The organism is Streptomyces chartreusis (genome assembly GCF_008704715.1).
GTDB classification, from domain to species: Bacteria; Actinomycetota; Actinomycetes; order Streptomycetales; family Streptomycetaceae; genus Streptomyces; species Streptomyces chartreusis.
Window position 1 is genome coordinate 2029485 of the sequence record NZ_CP023689.1, and the last position, 16849, is coordinate 2046333.

The 16849-nt window shown below is 73.1% G+C and carries 13 protein-coding genes and 2 riboswitches; of the genes, 5 read left to right on the plus strand and 8 right to left on the minus strand.

Going from position 1 to position 16849, the window contains the following annotated elements; all coding sequences use genetic code 11:
- Window positions 1-32: 32 nt before the first annotated feature.
- The 6 genes from CP983_RS08470 to CP983_RS08495 all read right to left on the minus strand — a co-directional run bounded on the left by CP983_RS08470 (window position 33) and on the right by CP983_RS08495 (window position 7980).
- Complete coding sequence (locus CP983_RS08470; RefSeq protein WP_189748507.1) at window positions 33-1361, minus strand: UbiA family prenyltransferase; 1329 nt, start codon at window positions 1359-1361, stop codon at window positions 33-35.
- Between the two features lie 130 nt (window positions 1362-1491).
- The gene (locus tag CP983_RS08475) at window positions 1492-2904 is read right to left on the minus strand and encodes a phytoene desaturase family protein (protein ID WP_150506475.1); all 1413 of its coding nucleotides are present in this window, start codon (window positions 2902-2904) and stop codon (window positions 1492-1494) included.
- Window positions 2905-3022: 118 nt separating this feature from the next.
- On the minus strand, window positions 3023-3868 hold the full coding sequence (locus CP983_RS08480) for an inositol monophosphatase family protein (protein ID WP_150499148.1): 846 nt from the start codon (window positions 3866-3868) through the stop codon (window positions 3023-3025).
- 119 nt (window positions 3869-3987) lie between these two features.
- Complete coding sequence (locus CP983_RS08485; protein ID WP_150499149.1) at window positions 3988-5814, minus strand: gamma-glutamyltransferase family protein; 1827 nt, start codon at window positions 5812-5814, stop codon at window positions 3988-3990.
- Window positions 5815-5866: 52 nt separating this feature from the next.
- Window positions 5867-6277, minus strand: coding sequence for a (2Fe-2S) ferredoxin domain-containing protein (locus CP983_RS08490; protein ID WP_189748510.1), 411 nt, complete (start codon window positions 6275-6277; stop codon window positions 5867-5869).
- 62 nt (window positions 6278-6339) lie between these two features.
- Window positions 6340-6514: riboswitch (cobalamin riboswitch) on the minus strand.
- Window positions 6515-6528: 14 nt separating this feature from the next.
- Window positions 6529-7980, minus strand: a complete 1452-nt coding sequence (locus CP983_RS08495) for a short-chain fatty acyl-CoA regulator family protein (RefSeq protein WP_150499150.1) — start codon at window positions 7978-7980, stop codon at window positions 6529-6531.
- 312 nt (window positions 7981-8292) lie between these two features.
- Here CP983_RS08495 and aceA point away from each other — a divergent pair, with 312 nt between their 5' ends.
- The 5 genes from aceA (at window position 8293) to CP983_RS08520 (ending at window position 15441) form a co-directional block, all read left to right on the plus strand.
- On the plus strand, window positions 8293-9576 hold the full coding sequence (gene aceA / locus CP983_RS08500; RefSeq protein ID WP_125527423.1) for an isocitrate lyase: 1284 nt from the start codon (window positions 8293-8295) through the stop codon (window positions 9574-9576).
- A 97-nt stretch (window positions 9577-9673) separates the two neighbouring features.
- Complete coding sequence (gene aceB / locus CP983_RS08505; RefSeq protein WP_150499151.1) at window positions 9674-11203, plus strand: malate synthase A; 1530 nt, start codon at window positions 9674-9676, stop codon at window positions 11201-11203.
- Window positions 11200-12072, plus strand: coding sequence for a 3-hydroxybutyryl-CoA dehydrogenase (locus CP983_RS08510; protein WP_150499152.1), 873 nt, complete (start codon window positions 11200-11202; stop codon window positions 12070-12072). Before aceB ends, CP983_RS08510 begins: the two co-directional genes overlap by 4 nt.
- Window positions 12066-12289: riboswitch (cobalamin riboswitch) on the plus strand. Its footprint overlaps the gene before it by 7 nt.
- 154 nt (window positions 12290-12443) lie before the next feature.
- Entirely contained in the window at window positions 12444-14762 is a 2319-nt protein-coding gene (metE, locus tag CP983_RS08515; RefSeq protein WP_150499153.1) for a 5-methyltetrahydropteroyltriglutamate--homocysteine S-methyltransferase, read from the plus strand.
- A 94-nt stretch (window positions 14763-14856) separates the two neighbouring features.
- The gene (locus CP983_RS08520; protein WP_150499154.1) at window positions 14857-15441 is read left to right on the plus strand and encodes a histidine phosphatase family protein; all 585 of its coding nucleotides are present in this window, start codon (window positions 14857-14859) and stop codon (window positions 15439-15441) included.
- Window positions 15442-15556: 115 nt separating this feature from the next.
- Here CP983_RS08520 and CP983_RS08525 read toward each other — a convergent pair whose 3' ends face one another.
- A complete protein-coding gene (locus tag CP983_RS08525) occupies window positions 15557-16315 on the minus strand; it encodes a CbtA family protein (protein WP_150499155.1) in 759 nt (252 codons plus the stop codon).
- Between the two features lie 20 nt (window positions 16316-16335).
- A complete protein-coding gene (locus tag CP983_RS08530) occupies window positions 16336-16557 on the minus strand; it encodes a CbtB domain-containing protein (protein WP_107907937.1) in 222 nt (73 codons plus the stop codon).
- Window positions 16558-16849: the final 292 nt, after the last annotated feature.

A 16849-nucleotide genomic window follows, 5' to 3' on the forward strand; every position in this document is an offset into this window, starting at 1 on the left:
TTGCCGGTTCCTCACACGGAGGTGGGTGGGTCTCAGGTGGGGGATATACGCCGTGCCAGCCGTCGCGCGAGGGGATGGACGACGCCGAGGGCGGCGGCGACACGGGGCGAGCCACCCCGTGCGATCAACGCGGCCTGAAGAGGCATCAGCCCGAGGATCCCGGCCCCGACGGCCCGCTGCACGTTGCCGGCCGAGGGCTCCCGCAGGGCCCGGACCTGCGCGCTCCCGTACGCCCCGAGATAGGCAAGAGCGGCACCGGCGGCGACGACAGCAGGCAATGTTCCGGCGGAGACAGTGCCTGACCTTCCGAAGACGACGGCACGAAGCTTTTCAGAGGCGGCGACCCGAAGCCCTTCGGAGGCCGGCGCACGAAGCCCTCCGGAGACGACGGCACGAAGCCCCTCCGCGGCCGGCGCACAAAGCCCTTCGAAGGCGGCGACCCGAAGCCCCTCGGCGGCCGGCGCACAAAGCCCTTCGAAGGCGGCGACCCGAAGCCCCTCGGCGGCCGGCGCACGAAACCCTTCAGAGGCCGCGGCCCGAAGCCCTTCGGAGGGGGCGGCGCAGAGTTCCCTGAGGCGCGCGGCAGCAGCAACGCCCTTCAGGGGCGCGGGGAACTGCGCGACCGGCCGAGACGGCGCCGCAGACGACAGACGCCCCGGCCCGGCACTCCCGGAGTCGGACCGGGCGACAGGAACGGCCGCGGCAAGCGCCGTCACCGCCGACACGGCCAGGGTCGCCGCCGGCACCCGCACCGGCGCACCGCCGATCTCGTGCCGGCTGAGAGCCATCAACGTGCCCGTGTGCGCACCGACCAACGCGGCAGGCACGGCGGCACGGCGAAGCGCGACACCTGCCGGCTGCGCACCGGACCCGGGCACGACCGCCCCGGCCAGGACGTCCAGCATCCGAGCCCCCGCCATGGCGAAGCCACCCGCCGCCGTCGACTTCAGCTTCAGGTCGTACGCCCAGACCAGCCCGGCCAGCGGCAGCGCGGCACAGACACTGCGGCGGCCACCCGCGACCGCCGCGAGACCCAGCCCCGCCGCGGTCAGCCCGCCGGCCACGGCGAGAGCGGTGCGGCGCGGGACGCGTCCGGACGGCACCGGCCGATCGGAACGTTCGACACCGTCGACGGCCGCGTCGGCGTAGTCGTTGAGGGCCATGCCGGCCCAGTACAGACAGACGGAGGAACCGATCACTCCGAAGGTACGGGCACCCAGCGGCCGTCCGGCGGCGACCGCTCCCGCGATCACGTCACCGGGGACACTCAGCGCGGCCGGCGCTCTGACGAGCAGGGCGAGGTCGGCGAGGCGCACGGCAGACCGGGATCGACAGCGGGCAACCGCTTTCCGATCTTTCATGGCCGCACCCTACTCGCGGCCGTTGAGCATTCAGCTACCTACCCCCCGGTAAGCGGAGTGACAAAGAAGACACAGGTTTTCCTTACCCTGCGGCCTCAACTACCGGTAAAAGTAGATCGTTTGAGCGGCGTCAGGGCTCCTGCCGCAGCCGCCGCCACACCGCCTTGGCCGCGTTGTGCCCCGACATGCCGTGCACGCCCGGTCCGGGCGGGGTCGCCGACGAGCAGATGAAGACCGCCGGGTGCGGGGTGGTGTACGGGAACAGCGACAGCTTGGGCCGCAGCAGGAGCTGGAGTCCGGACGCGGCGCCGGAGCCGATGTCGCCGCCGACGTAGTTGGCGTTGCGGACGGCGAGTTCGGCGGGGCCGGCCGTCGCGCGGGCGAGGACTCGGTCGCGGAACCCCGGGGCGAAGCGCTCCAGTTGGCGTTCGATGGCGTCCGTGAGATCACCGGTCCAGCCGTTCGGGACGTGTCCGTACGCCCAGAAGACCTGCTTGCCCTCGGGGGCGCGGGACGGGTCGACGACACCGGGCTGCACGGTGATCATGAACGGCTTGTCGGGCGCCCGGCCCTGCCGGGACGCGGCGCGCAGTGCGGCGTCGATCTCCGCGCTGTTCCCACCGATCTGCACGGTGCCGGCGCGGCGCGCTTCGGGCGCGGTCCACGGCACCGGGCCGTCCAGCGCGTAGTCGATCTTGAAGACGCCGGGGCCGTAGCGATAGCCCTCGTAGTAGTTGCCGAGGCCGGCGATGCGGGCCAGGGCGGTGGGCGAGGTGTCGAAGACGTACGCGCGCGCGGGCGGCAGGTCGTCGAGCCGCTTGACCTCGTAGTCGGTGTGGACGCTGCCGCCGAGGTCCTCCAGGTACGCGGTGAGCGCGTCGGAGATGGACTGGGAGCCGCCGCGGGCAAGGGGCCAGCCGCGGGCGTGCGCGGCGAGGGCGAAGACCAGGCCGATGGCGCCGGTGGCGAAGCCGCCGAGGGGGGCCATGACGTGCGCGACGAGACCGGCGAAGAGGGTCCTGGCCTGCTCGTCCTTGAAGCGCCGCATCAGCCAGGTGGACGGCGGCAGCCCGACCAGGCCGAACCGGGCGAGGGTGACCGGGTCGCGGGGCAGCGCGGTCAGCGGCAGGGACATGAAGTCGCGGGCCAGGGTGTCCCACTTGGGCAGGAACGGTTCGACGAGCCTGCGGTACGGTCCCGCGTCGCGCGGCCCGAAGGACGCCGCGGTCTCGGCGACGGACCGGGACAGCACGGCGGCGGTGCCGTCGGCGAAGGGGTGCGCCATCGGCAGGCCGGGGTGCAGCCACTCCAGGCCGTAGCGGTCCAGGGGCATGGTCCGGAACACGGGTGAGTTGATGCCGAGGGGGTGCGCGGCGGAGCACGGGTCGTGGCGGAAGCCGGGGAGGGTCAGCTCCTCCGTACGGGCGCCTCCGCCGACGGTGTCGCGTGCCTCGAACACGGCCACGGAGAAGCCGCGGCGGGCCAGCTCCACGGCAGCGGTCAGTCCGTTCGGCCCCGCACCCACCACGACCGCATCGAGCATCGACGGCACCTTCGGACTCCTTCGTCAGCCGACGGCCTTGAAGGATCAGGATATGCCGGGGCACCGACAGCGCAGGGCGCGGGCGGTACCGCCCGGTGGGCGCGGCCCAGGTCGGTCCTCACGCCCCGCCGGCCAGCAGCCCCGCCACCCGGCGAGCCGTCGCCGCGTCCCGTGCCGCCGTGAACGGCAGTGCGTTGCCGCCGGTGATCCGGAACGGCTCGCCCGTGCGGGTCAGGTGGGCGCCGCCCGCCTCCTCGACCAGGAGGATGCCCGCGGCGTGGTCCCAGGCGGCCTCCCAGCTGAACGCGGTCGCGTCCAACTCGCCCCGTGCGACGGCCAGATACTCCAGGCCCGCCGATCCGCAGGAGCGCGGCGCGATGCCGTCGGTCCACAGGCCGAGCAGGCCGCGCTTTTGGTCATCGGTCGTGTAGTCCGGGTGGGACGTGGCGATTTCGAGGTCGCGGCCGGGTTCCGGCGCGCCGGACCGCAGCCGTACGCCGTCGAGGTGGGCACCCTGGCCGCGCACCGCCGTGGCGAGTTGGTCGCGGGCCGGGGCGTAGGTCCAGGAGGCGAGCAGGACGCCGTGCCGGGCGAGCGCGACCAGCGTGCAGAAGCCGGTGTCGCCGTTCACGAACTGGCGGGTGCCGTCGACGGGGTCGATGATCCAGACCGGCGCGTCGCCGCGTATCGCCTCGTACGACGCCGGGTCGGCGTGCACGGCCTCCTCGCCGACCACGACCGAGCCGGGCAGGAGCGCGCCGAGGGCCCCGGTGAGGAACCGCTCGGCGAGCCGGTCGGCGTCGGTGACCAGGTCGTGCGGTCCGCTCTTCTGGTCGATCTCGTGCTCGGCGAGCTGCCGGAAGCGGGGCATGATCTCGGCCGCGGCCGCCTTGCGGACCGCTTCCTCCACGTCGGCCGAGTGCTGTGCGAGAAACTCTTCGATGGTTTCGTTGTATTCGATCACGCGTCAATAAGAACACGGCCCTCTGACAATCCCTGCCCGCCGGGTGACCGGCAGATGGCATCGACGTGAATATGAGGGGCCGATATCAGCAGGTCAGAAAGCTGAGACCGGTGTTCTCCTCAGCGCCCGACCGCGTATCCCTGCATCCCGCGCGGATTCGCCGCGGCCGACAGGACGCCGGTCTCCGGGTCCCGTGCCACCGCGCACAGCCGGCCCTCCGACCAGGCGTCACCGACGGTGACGTCATGACCGCGCCGCCGCAGCTCCTCCACCACCGCGGCGTCCGTCCGGGACTCCACGGTCACACTCCCGGGCCGCATCCCGCGCGGGTAGAAGGAGCCGGGGAAGCTGTCGTTGTGCCAGTTCGGGGCGTCGATCGCGCCCTGGAGGTCGAGGCCGCCGCGGACCGGGCCGCGCAGGGCGACCGCGAGGAGGAAGTGGAGCTGCCACTGGTCCTGCTGGTCCCCGCCGGGCGTGCCGAAGGCCATGACGGGCACGCCGTCGCGCAGGGCGACGGAGGGCGTGAGGGTGGTGCGGGGCCGCCGGCCCGGGGTCAGGGAGTTCGGCAGTCCCTCCTCCAGCCAGGTCATCTGGAGCCGGGTGCCGAGCGGGAAGCCCAGCTCGGGCACGACGGGGTTGGACTGGAGCCAGCCGCCGCTGGGGGTCGCCGCGATCATGTTGCCCCAGCGGTCGACGATGTCGATGTGGCAGGTGTCTCCCCGGGTCCCGCCGTCGGCGGCGACATCGGGCTCGCCCGGCACCGGGGACGTGGGGCTCTTGGCGACGGTCGGCTCCCCGGCGCCCGGCGCGTGGGAGCCGGGCCGGGCGGCGGCCGCCACGCGCGCGTGGGCGCACAGTCGCGGGTCACGCCCGCCGGGGCTGCCGGGCCGCAGCTCGTGCGAGGCCTTCTCGCCGATCAGCGCCCGCCGGGCGGCGTTGTACTCGTCCGACAGCAGGTCGGCCAGCGGCACCTCGGCCGCGTCGCCGTACCAGGCCTCCCGGTCGGCCATGGCCAGCTTGCAGCCCTCGATCAGCAGGTGGACGTAGTCGGCGGACCCGTACCGCGGCAGCTCGGGCGGGAGCAGCGCGAGCTGCTGGAGGAGGACGGGGCCCTGGCTCCAGGGGCCGGCCTTGCACACGGTCCAGCCGTTCCAGTCGTACCTCGCCGGCGCCTCGTAGGTCGCGGACCAGCCGGCGAGGTCGGCGGCCGTGAGCGTGCCGGAGTGCCGCTCGCCGCTGGTGTCCAGGGTCGGGCGGCCGGCCTGCCGTACGAGCGCGTCGGCGATGAAGCCGGAGCGCCACACCTCGCGCGCGGCCTCGATCTGCGCGATCCGGTCGCCGGCGTCCGCGACCTCGTGGAGCAGCCGCTTCCAGGTGGCGGCGAGGGCGGGGTTGCGGAACGGCTCCCCGGGGCGGGGCGCCCGGCCGCCCGGCAGATACACCTCGGCCGACGAGGTCCACTCCGTCTCGAACAGCTCCCGCACGGTCTCCACGGTCTCGCCGACCCGCTCCACGGGCGCGTGCCCGTGTTCGGCGTACTCGACGGCGTACCGCAGCACCTCCGCGAGCGGCTGGGTCCCGTGGTCCCGCAGCAGCAGCATCCAGGCGTCGAAGGCGCCGGGCACGGCGGCCGCCAGCGGCCCGGTCCCCGGCACCAGCTCCAGTCCGAGTTCCCGGTAGTGCGCGACGGTGGCCCCGGCCGGCGCCGGCCCCTGCCCGCACAGCACCCGTACCTCGCCGCCCGCCGGGGCGAGCAGGATCGGCACCTCCCCGGCCGGACCGTTCAGGTGCGGCTCGACCACGTGCAGCACGAACGCGCCCGCGACGGCGGCGTCGTACGCGTTGCCCCCGCGCTCCAGCACGGCCATCGCGGACTGCGAGGCGAGCCAGTGCGTGGAGGACACCATGCCGAAGGTGCCCTGGAGGGTGGGACGGGTGGTGAACATCGGGTCTCTCACCTCGCTGTCGCGCGGATCGGTCCTTCCGATCTTCAGGCACTCACTGTTCTGGCTTCAACCTTTTGGCGTCCGCGGCCCGCCGGGGCGGTGTGAAGGTGTAGAGGTCGAGCACGTCGGGGCAGGGCGCGACGCCGGGGCCGCCGGCCCGGACCCAGGTGATGATGTCCTCGGTGGCGTCGGGGTCGTTGACGAGGCCGAGCCAGACGGGGCGGGCGCCGGCCGCGCGGGCGGCGGCGGACGGCTGGACGACGATCACGTTGGCGTGTTCGCACACGTCGAGACAGTCGGAGACGCGCACGGGCACGTTCGCGGCGAGGCGAGCGGTCTGCTGCGCGTGGTCGACCCCGGTCACCTTCGGGGTGCCGCAGCAGCAGTCCCGGCAGACGACGACGCGAGACGGTGCGGCGGTGGGTGCCGGGGGTTCGGTGGGCGCGGGGCGGGAGGGGAGCACGGGCCTGCCTCGGGTGTCGGGGCTCGTACGCGGAGCCTGGCCTACGGACGTCCTCCCCGCCCGGGGGCGTGGAGGTGCCAGCAGGTCTTCGGACTCGGGTTCGTCCGGCCGGGGCGCCTTCCCGGTCTCCCAGTGGCGCGTGCCCCGCCCGTCCCCCTCACCGCTGCGCGTCAGTTCCGGATTCGCACCGGATTCCCTGGCCTCGGATGTGGCTCGACTGGCCCGCCGAGGCTATCAACTCCGCGCACCCCTCAACTCGTGCGCCCGGTCACGGGGTACGGCACGAAGGTGCTGGTGTTCTCGTCGATGCGCAGGGTCCGCCCGAGGGGCGGCGCCGCCCGCTGCGGGCAGTCGAGGCGTTCGCAGACGCGGCAGCCCATGCCGATCGGGGTGGCGGCGGAGGGGCTGGTGAGGTCGAGGCCGTCGGAGTAGACGAGCCGGTGGGCGTGCCGGATCTCGCAGCCGAGTCCGATGGCGTACGTCTTGCCGGGCTCGCCCCAGCCGCCGCGGTGCCGGGTGACCGCACGGGCGGCCCACAAGTACCTTTGTCCGTCCGGCATTTCGGCGACCTGCACATGGATCCGGCCGGGCGCGGCGAACGCCTCGTAGACGTTCCACAGCGGGCAGGTGCCGCCGCCCCGGGAGAAGTGGAACCCGGTCGCGGACTGCCGCTTGGACATGTTGCCTGCCCGGTCGACCCGCACGAAGGAGAAGGGCACTCCGCGCAGGCGCGGGCGCTGGAGGGTGCTGAGCCGGTGGCAGACGGTCTCGTAGCCGAGGCCGTGGCGGTCGGTGAGCCGCTCGATGTCGTAGCGGACCTCCTCGGCCGCCGCGTGGAAGGCGGTGTACGGCAGCACCAGCGCGGCGGCGAAGTAGTTGGCGACGCCGATGCGGGCCAGGGTGTGGGCGGGCGAGCCGGCCGGGAAGTCCTCGGCGGCGTGCCGGTCCAGTTCGCCGGCGTACTCCAGCAGCGCGAGCTGGGTCGCCATGCGGAAGGCCCGCTGGCCGGGGCGCAGCCGGGTCGAGAGGTGGAGGGTGCGGGTCGACGCGTCGTAGTGGTGGAGCCGGTCGCCGGAGCCGGTGGGCGGGCGGTTCCCCCGGGCGTCGGCCTCCCGGGCGGCGTGGGTGTCGGCGAGGCGGATCCCGTGGGCGTCCGTCAGACGGGCGGTCAGGGCCCGCAGGACCTCGCCGGGCCGGATGCCGATCCGCTCGGCGAGCTGCTCGGCCGCGACGTCGGTGTCGTGGAGGTAGTTCTGGCGACGGTAGAAGAAGTCGCGGATCTCCTCGTGCGGCGAGCGGGGTGCCGCCTCGGCGATGTCGCGGCCGTCGGGCCCCGCGAGCCGCTCGGACAGCAGTTGGTTGCGGCGGCCCAGGTCGAGCAGGACCTGCGCGACCGCGGGCATGCGCGAGGCCAGTTCGGCGAGGTCGGTCGGGGAGACCCGGGCGGCGGCGATCTCGCCGGTGAGCGCCTCGCGCAGGTCGGCCACGAGCCGGGCGGTGTCGCGCTCGGAGAAGAAGCCCGGGTCGACGCCGAACGTCTCGGTGAGTCGGAGCAGCACGGGCACGGTGAGCGGGCGTGAGTCGTGCTCCATCTGGTTCAGATAGCTCGGGGAGATACCCAGGACGCGGGCGAGTTCCGCCTGGCTCATCCGGCGTTCCTCGCGCAGCCGCCGCAGCCGCGCACCCGCGTACGTCTTGCTCACCGCGCACCTCCAGGTCCGGGACGCAACCCGGTCAGCGTACGCGAACACCCGCCTGCCGAACCCTTCGCAAGCTTGGCAAACGGCGGCGAGAAGATTCGCAGAACTTGGCAGACGTCCACCATTGTTGGCACTCAGTGCCAGTGTCAGAGTCTTCGTGCGGCCCGCCGAAACTCATTAGAGGCCAGCAACATTGCTCTGCTTCGCCCTCCGGGCGGCGGCGAGCCGCAACCCCTTGACGACACACAGTGCCAGCCATTGCCGCGATCGGCACGGACTTGGCAGACGCAACAGACCGAGGAGACGGTGACAGTCATGGCACAGGCGAGGACGCAGGCGGCCGAGGCACTCGCGCGGCGCTGGGCCACCGACCCGCGCTGGCGGGGCATCGAGCGCACCTACACCGCCGAGGACGTCGTACGGCTGTCCGGCAGCGTCCGCGAGGAGCACACCCTGGCCCGGCGCGGTGCCGAGCGGCTGTGGCGCCAACTTCACGAGCGGGACTACGTCCACGCGCTCGGCGCGCTCACCGGCGGCCAGGCCGTGCAGCAGGTCAGGGCCGGCCTCCAGGCGATCTATCTGTCGGGCTGGCAGGTCGCCGCGGACGCCAACCAGGCCGGGCACACCTACCCCGACCAGAGCCTGTACCCGGTCAACTCCGTTCCCCAGGTGGTCCGTCGGATCAACAACGCCCTGCTGCGCGCCGACCAGATCGCCGTCTCGGAGGACGCCGGTGACCGCACGGACTGGCTCGCGCCGATCGTCGCCGACGCCGAGGCCGGGTTCGGCGGTCCGCTGAACGCCTTCGAGCTGACCAAGGCGATGATCGCGGCCGGCGCGGCCGGCATCCACTACGAGGACCAGCTCGCCTCGGAGAAGAAGTGCGGCCACCTCGGCGGCAAGGTCCTGGTGCCGACCTCGCAGCACATCCGCACCCTCAACGCGGCCCGCCTCGCGGCCGACATCGCCGATGTGCCGACCGTCGTCATCGCCCGCACCGACGCCCTCGCCGCGAACCTGCTCACCAGCGACGTCGACGAGCGCGACGCCGAGTTCGTGACCGGCGAGCGCACGGCGGAGGGCTTCCACCGGGTACGCAACGGCATGGCGCCGGTCATCGCACGCGGACTCGCCTACGCCCCGTACGCCGACCTGATCTGGGTGGAGACCGGTACGCCGGACCTCGCGCAGGCGCGGGAGTTCGCGGAGGCCGTGCACGCCGAGTACCCGGATCGGATGCTCGCCTACAACTGCTCGCCGTCCTTCAACTGGAAGGCCGCGCTGGACGACGACCAGATCGCCAAGTTCCAGCGGGAGCTGGGGGCGATGGGGTACCGGTTCCAGTTCATCACGCTGGCCGGGTTCCACTCGCTGAACCACGGGATGTTCGACCTTGCGCGGGGTTACGCCGAGCACGGGATGACGGCGTATGTCGACCTCCAGGAGCGGGAGTTCGCGGCGCAGGCGCAGGGATTCACGGCGGTGAGGCACCAGCGGGAAGTCGGTACGGGTTACTTCGATCTCGTGTCCACGGCGGTGAATCCCGCCTCTTCCACGACCGCGTTGGCCGGTTCCACGGAGGAAGAGCAGTTCCACTAGGCCGGTTTGTCGGCCGCGGGTGCGTGGGGGCTGGTCGCGCAGTTCCCCGCGCGCCCCAAGAACAGGACGTTTCGCCGCCGTTTGTCAGGAGAAAGCGTTGTCCACCACCGCACTGACCCATCACGTCCGTGTGCTCGGCGCCCCGGGCCGGCGCCACGACGAGATCCTCACCCCCGCCGCCCTGGATTTCCTGGGCCACCTCGCCGCCGCCTTCGGTGGGCGGCGTCAGGACCTGATGCGGGAGCGCCGGCGTCAGTCCCTCCGGCTCGCCGCGGGCACCCCGCTCGACTTCCCCATGGTCACCTCGACCGTCCGCGCCGATCCCACCTGGCGTGTCGCACCGCCCGCCCCGGGGCTGGCCGACCGGCGCGTGGAGATCACCGGGCCGCCCGATAGCCGTACGGCGTCCGACGCGCTCGACTCCGGTGCCCAGGTGTGGGTGGCCGACTTCGAGGACGCCACCTCCCCGACCTGGGACAACGTCATCGACGGGCAGATCGCGCTGCTCGACGTCGGGGAGCAGCACGCCACCCTCGTGGTCCGCCCCCGCGGCTGGCACCTGGACGAGGAGCACCTCGCGTACGACGGGCGTCCCGTGCCCGCCGCCCTCGTCGACTTCGGGCTGTACTTCTTCCACTGCGCCCGGCGCCGGATCGAGGCGGGGCAGGGACCGTACTTCTGTCTTCCGAAGCTGGAGAACCGGTACGAGGCCCGGCTGTGGAACGACGTGTTCGTCCTCGCCCAGGAGTTGCTCGGCATCCCGCGCGGCACCGTCCGCGCCACCGTGCTCATCGAGACGGTGACCGCCGCGTTCGAGATGGAGGAGATCCTCTACGAGCTGCGCGAGCACAGCTCGGGGCTCGGCGCGGGCCGCTGGGACTACCTGTTCAGCCTGATCAAGACGTTCGGCCACCGCACCGACTTCCTTCTTCCCGACCGGGCGCAGGTGACGATGACCGCCCCCTTCATGCGGGCGTACACCGAACTGCTGGTGCGCACCTGCCATCGGCGCGGTGCCCATGCCATCGGCGCCATGGCCGCGCAGGTGCCCGGCGAGGATCCGGCCGCGCTCGCCAGGGTCCGGCTGGACAAGGAGCGGGAGGCGGAGGACGGCTTCGACGGATCGTGGGTGGCCCACCCGGACCTCGTCCCGGTCTGCCGCGAGGTGTTCGACGGTGTCCTCGGCGACCGCCCGCACCAGATCGACCGTAGTCGTGAGGACGTGGAGGTGACGCCCTCCGACCTGCTTTCGGTACGCCGGATCAGCGGGCCGCCCACCCCCGACGGCGTGCGCACGAACGTCGCCGTCGCGCTGCGCTACTTCGCGGCCTGGCTGCGCGGGCAAGGTGCCGTCGCCGTGGGCGGACTGATCGAGGACGCGGCCACCGCCGAGATCGCACGCGTGCAGATCTGGCAGTGGCTGCGGCACCGGGTCATCGACCGGGAGACGGTGCTGCGGCTGCTCGACGACGAGCTCGCCGCTCTGGGCGCCGAGTACCCGTGGGCGCCGGTCGACGAGATACGTGCCCTGTTCGAACGGACGGCGCTGGCAGGCGAGTTGCCGCTGTTCTTCACCCCGGACGCCTACTCCCGTCATCTGGTGCGCCGGACGGAGGCCGGGGCATGAGCGGGGGCATCCGGCGGGTCGGGGTGGTCGGCGGCGGGCAGATGGGCGCCGGGATCGCCGAGGTGTGCGCACGGGCCGGGCTCGACACGGTGGTGTGCGAGGTGGACGCGGTCGCGGCGCGGGCCGCCCGGGACCGGGTGACCGCGTCGCTGGACCGCGCGGTACGGCGGGGGAAACTGACGGAGCCGGCCGCGGCCGACGTGCTCGACCGTCTGGTGTTCACCGGCAGCCTGGAGGACCTGGCCGACCGGCAGCTCGTGGTCGAGGCCGTCGTGGAGAACCCGGACGCCAAGACCGAGGTGTTCGCCGCGCTAGACAAGATCATCGAGGACCCCGCGGCCGTCCTGGCCACCAACACCTCCTCACTGCCGGTCATGCGGCTCGGCATGGCGACCGGCCGCGCGGACCGGGTCGTGGGCCTGCACTTCTTCAACCCCGTTCCGGTGCTGCCGCTGGTGGAGGTCGTGACGTCGCTGCACACCTCGGCCGAGACGACCGCCGCCGTCGAGGAGTTCGCCGCCCGGACGCTCGGCAGGACCGTGATCCGCTCCCGGGACCGGGCCGGCTTCGTCGTCAACGCCCTGCTGATCCCGTACCTGTTGTCGGCGATCCGGATGGCGGAGTCCGGCTTCGCCACCGCCGCCGACATCGACACCGGCATGGAACTCGGCTGCGCCCACCCCATGGGCCCGCTCCGGCTCGCGGACCTGATCGGCCTCGACACCGTCGCCTCGATCGCCGAGTCCCTCTACGACGAGTTCAAGGAACCCCTGTACGCCCCTCCCCCGCTGCTCCAGCGGATGGTCGAGGCGGGGCTGCTGGGCCGCAAGAGCGGGCGGGGGTTCCACACGTACGGCCGGGTAGGCTGACCGGTGCAGCTGGTTCGCCCCGTCCGCCAGGCGGGATGCGTCGTAAGAGGGAACCCGGTGGGAATCCGGGACTGCCCCGCAGCGGTGAGCGGGAACGACCGCCGTCATCAGCACTGAGCCCGACGTACCGGGCCTGGGAAGCGACGGCCAGTAGGAGTCCTCACGAGATGAGGACGTGCCCGCGAGTCCGAAGACCTGCCAACTGCCCGCGCGCGAACCACTCGTGCGCGGACATCCCGGTGACCTCGAGGGCGGGTCGGCGAACATGACCGAGCGGTGGCCGTACGGCCGCTGCCGTCCGGTCCGTCACCCCTTCGCGCTCTCGTCCCGTCGCCGGGATCTCAGGGATTCATCTCGCGAAGGAGATCTCCGTGACCACCAAGCCCGCAGCCGCGGCAGCACGGGCCACCGTGTACGGCTACCCCCGTCAGGGCCCGGACCGGGAACTGAAGAAGGCGATCGAGGGCTACTGGAAGGGCCGCGTCACCGCCGACGCCCTCCGTGCCACCGCCGCCGAACTGCGCCGCGCCAACTGGCGCCGGCTCGCCGACGCCGGCATCCACGAGGTGCCGACCGGCGACTTCTCGTACTACGACCACGTCCTGGACACCACCGTCGCGCTCGGCGCGATCCCCGAGCGGCATCGTGTCGCCGTCGAGACCGACGCCCTGGACGGCTACTTCGCCATGGCCCGCGGCACGCAGGACGTCGCGCCGCTGGAGATGACGAAGTGGTTCGACACCAACTACCACTACCTCGTACCCGAGTTGGGCCCGGACACGGTCTTCGCGGCGGACTCGGCCAAGCAGGTCGCCGAACTGAAGGAGGCCCTGGCGCTGGGCCTGACCGCCCGGCCGGTCCTGGTCGGGCCGGTCACCTACCTGCTGCTCGCCAAGCCGGCACCCGGCGTCGCCGCGGACTTCGAGCCGCTCACCCTGCTGGACCGGCTGCTGCCGGTGTACGCGCGGATCCTGGCCGACCTGCGCGCGGCGGGCGCCGAGTGGGTCCAGCTGGACGAGCCCGCGCTGGTCCAGGACCGCACCCCGGCCGAGCTGAACGCCGCCGGGCGCGCCTACCGTGACCTCGGCGCGCTCACCGACCGGCCGAAGCTGCTGGTCGCCTCGTACTTCGACCGGCTCGGCGAGGCGCTGCCCGTGCTGGCGAAGGCGCCGGTCGAGGGGCTGGCGCTCGACTTCACCGAGGCCGCGGGCGGCAACCTCCAGGCGCTGGCCGCGGCAGGCGGGCTGCCCGGCAAGCGGCTGGTCGCCGGTGTCGTCAACGGCCGCAACGTCTGGGTCAACGACCTGTCGGCGTCGCTCGCCACGCTCGGCACCCTGCTGGGCCTCGCGGACCGGGTCGACGTCGCGGCCTCCTGCTCCCTGCTGCACGTGCCGCTGGACGCGGCGGCCGAGCGGGACATCGAGCCGCAGATCCGGCGCTGGCTGGCCTTCGCCCGGCAGAAGACCGCCGAGGTCGTCACCCTCGCCAAGGGCCTCGCCCAGGGCACCGGCGCGATCACCGCCGAACTCGCCGCGAACCGGGCGGACCTGGCCTCCCGAACGGGCTCGCCGATCACCCGCGACGCTGCCGTACGGTCCCGTGCGGCAGCCGTCACCACCGGGGATGCCCGCCGCTCGCAGCCGTACGCCGAGCGGGCCGCGGCCCAACGCGCCCACCTCAGGCTGCCGTTGCTGCCGACGACCACGATCGGTTCGTTCCCGCAGACCGGCGAGCTGCGCACCGCACGCGCCGACCTGCGGGCCGGCCGGATCGGCATGGCCGCCTACGAGGACCGTGTCAGGGCCGAGATCCAGGAGGTCGTCGCCTTCCAGGAGAAGACCGGCATCGACGTCCTGGTGCACGGCGAGCCCGAACGCAACGACATGGTCCAGTACTTCGCCGAGCGGCTCACGGGGTACCTCGCCACACAGCACGGCTGGGTGCAGTCCTACGGCACCCGCTACGTCCGCCCGCCGATCCTGGCCGGCGACATCTCGCGGCCCGAGCCGATGACGGTGCGCTGGACGGCGTACGCCCAGTCCCTGACGTCCCGCCCGGTCAAGGGCATGCTCACCGGGCCGGTCACCATGCTCGCCTGGTCCTTCGTCCGCGACGACCAGCCGCTCGGCGAGACGGCCCGCCAGGTCGCCCTCGCCCTGCGCGACGAGGTGACCGACCTGGAGGCGGGCGGCGCCCGCGTCATCCAGGTCGACGAACCCGCCCTGCGGGAGACCCTGCCGCTGCGCGCCGCCGACCGGGCCGGGTATCTCGCCTGGGCGACGGAGGCGTTCCGGCTCACCACCGGCGGGGTCCGGCCGGACACCCAGATCCACACCCACATGTGCTACGCCGAGTTCGGCGACATCGTCCGGGCCATCGACGACCTCGACGCGGACGTCATCAGCCTGGAGGCCGCCCGCTCGCACATGCAGGTCGCCCGCGAGCTCGCCGCGCACGGCTATCCGCGCGAGGCCGGGCCGGGTGTCTACGACATCCACTCCCCGCGGGTGCCGAGCGTGACGGAGGCAGCCGAACTGCTCCGTACCGGCCTCAAGGCGATCCCCGCCGAACGGCTGTGGGTCAACCCCGACTGCGGCCTGAAGACCCGCGGCTGGCCGGAGACCCGGGCCTCGCTGGAGAACCTGGTGGCGGCGGCCCGTACGGTACGGGGCGAGCTGTCCCCGTCCTGACCCGGCCCACCGGCCAAGGGCCCTCACCGCTCTCGCGGTGAGGGCCCCCGGGCAGCCAGGAGCACGTCATGACCCCGGCCCGAGGAGCGACCGCGTGACCAGCCGCGTCACCTTCATCTCACCCGCGATGAACGCAAGCCTGCGCCGGGCCCGCTTCGACGACGGCCGGACCCCGCTCGACGACACCGGCGCGGCGCGGGCACGCGCGGCCGCCGGCACCCTGCCCCCGGCCGCCCGGGTGCTCACCTCGCCGGGCCTGCGCTGCCGGGAGACGGCCGGGGCTCTCGGTCTGCACGGCCCGGCGGTCCCGGAGTTGGCGGGACCGGACGTCGGCCGCTGGCGGGGCCGCACGCTCGACGAGGTGAGTGCCGCCGAGCCGGAGTCGCTGGGCCGCTGGCTCACGGACCCGGGCCACGCTCCGCACGGGGGCGAGTCGGTGCGGGAGTTCTGCGGCCGGATCGCCCGGTGGCTGACGGACGTCGAGGACCTGGACGGCCGTACGGTCGCCGTGGTCGAGCCGGAGGTCGTTCGCGCGGCTGTCCTGCACGCCCTCGGGATGCCCGAGGCGGCCTTCTGGCGTCTCGACGTCGCCCCGCTGACGGCGACGGAGCTCAGTGGGCGCGGCGGGCGCTGGAACCTGCGACTGGGGCGGCCCCTCGCGGCGCCGGACGCCGACTAGGGGCGGGCCGCCCGGGATCAGGGCTTGCCCTGCCGGTCCGGTCGACCCGGTGGCCGGGGAACGCGCAAGGGCCCGCGGACGGTTCCGCGGGCCCTTGCGCGTGAGCGCATGCCGGTCAGCCGGTCACGGCCGCCGCCGACGCCGGTGCCGCGGGGGCCGGCCGGGGGTTCAGCAGTCGCTCGGCCAGCTCGCCGAAGAGCAGCCCGAAGCCCGCCCACAGCGTGGCCTGCATGGCCAGTGCGGACAGCCGGAACCGCCACAGCACGGTGGCCGGGAAGTCCGCGGGGACCTCGTCGACGGCCGGCAGGAACGCGAACGCCAGGCCGATCACCAGGGCGAACGCGGCCACCGCGACGACGGTGGCGTACCAGTTGCCCAGTCTCGGGGCGAGTCGCCTGCCGAGGATGGTCGCGGCCACCGCGAGGAGGACGCTGAGCACCATCATCAGGAAGTACAGGGTGGTCCGCCTGCCGATGGTGTCGGGGTCGCCGACGGCGGGCGGGTTGGCCGGGTACTTCAGGAACGGCACGACATAGACGGCGAGCAGCGCGCAGCCGGACAGCAGCAGCGCGGTGGCCCGCGGCGAGAAGCGGCCGACGCGGCCGAGGGCGAAGCAGTGGGCGAGAGCGGCGATGCCGCCGAAGGAGACGCCGTAGATCAGGACACCGGTGGCGAGGCCGGCGGTGGACTGGAGGCTGCGGGAGACGAGTTCGACCTCGTGCTCGTGCCCGGAGGCGTGGGCCTCCTCGAAGCCGATCGCCCTGTCGACGCTCGGCTCACCGAGGACGTAGGCCACGATCAGCGCGAGGACGCCCGCGGCGAGGCCGGCGAGCATGCCTCGCACGAGCAGCTTCCGTACGGTTGCGGAGTTCATGGTTCTGTGGCTCCCCGGCGTCAGTGGCAGGGGAAACCGAGCAGGTGGCGGGCGTCGTGCACCCACTCGTGGACGTCCTCGCCGGAGACGACGGAGGTGGCGCCCTGCTCGGCGCCGACGAAGTACAGCAGGACCAGCATCAGGATGCCGAAGAAGACCGCCCAGGGGACGATCGCGCCGATCGGCAGCTTGGCGGGGAGAGCGGGGGTGTTGGCGGTCGGCTGGGCGACATGCTGCGCCATGGCAGGGCTCCTTCGGGAGTTCGCGTCCCATTTCGGTGGTGCACATGACGACGGCCACGGGTCTGACTCACCGCCCCTGCGAGAGGCGCGGCATACAGTGGCGCGACCGTGCCGGATTCCCACCGGCTTCCGTCGTACCGTCGTCGATATCGCCCTGACCGTACCGCTCGACCAGGACATGACCAATGGCGGGCGGGCTCGCGGGACCCCGCCCTGACCGAACCTTTACCTGAGACGAAAGCCGCGGAACGCCCCTTCCCCGACGGCCGGAAAGGATGCGGAGACGCAGGTC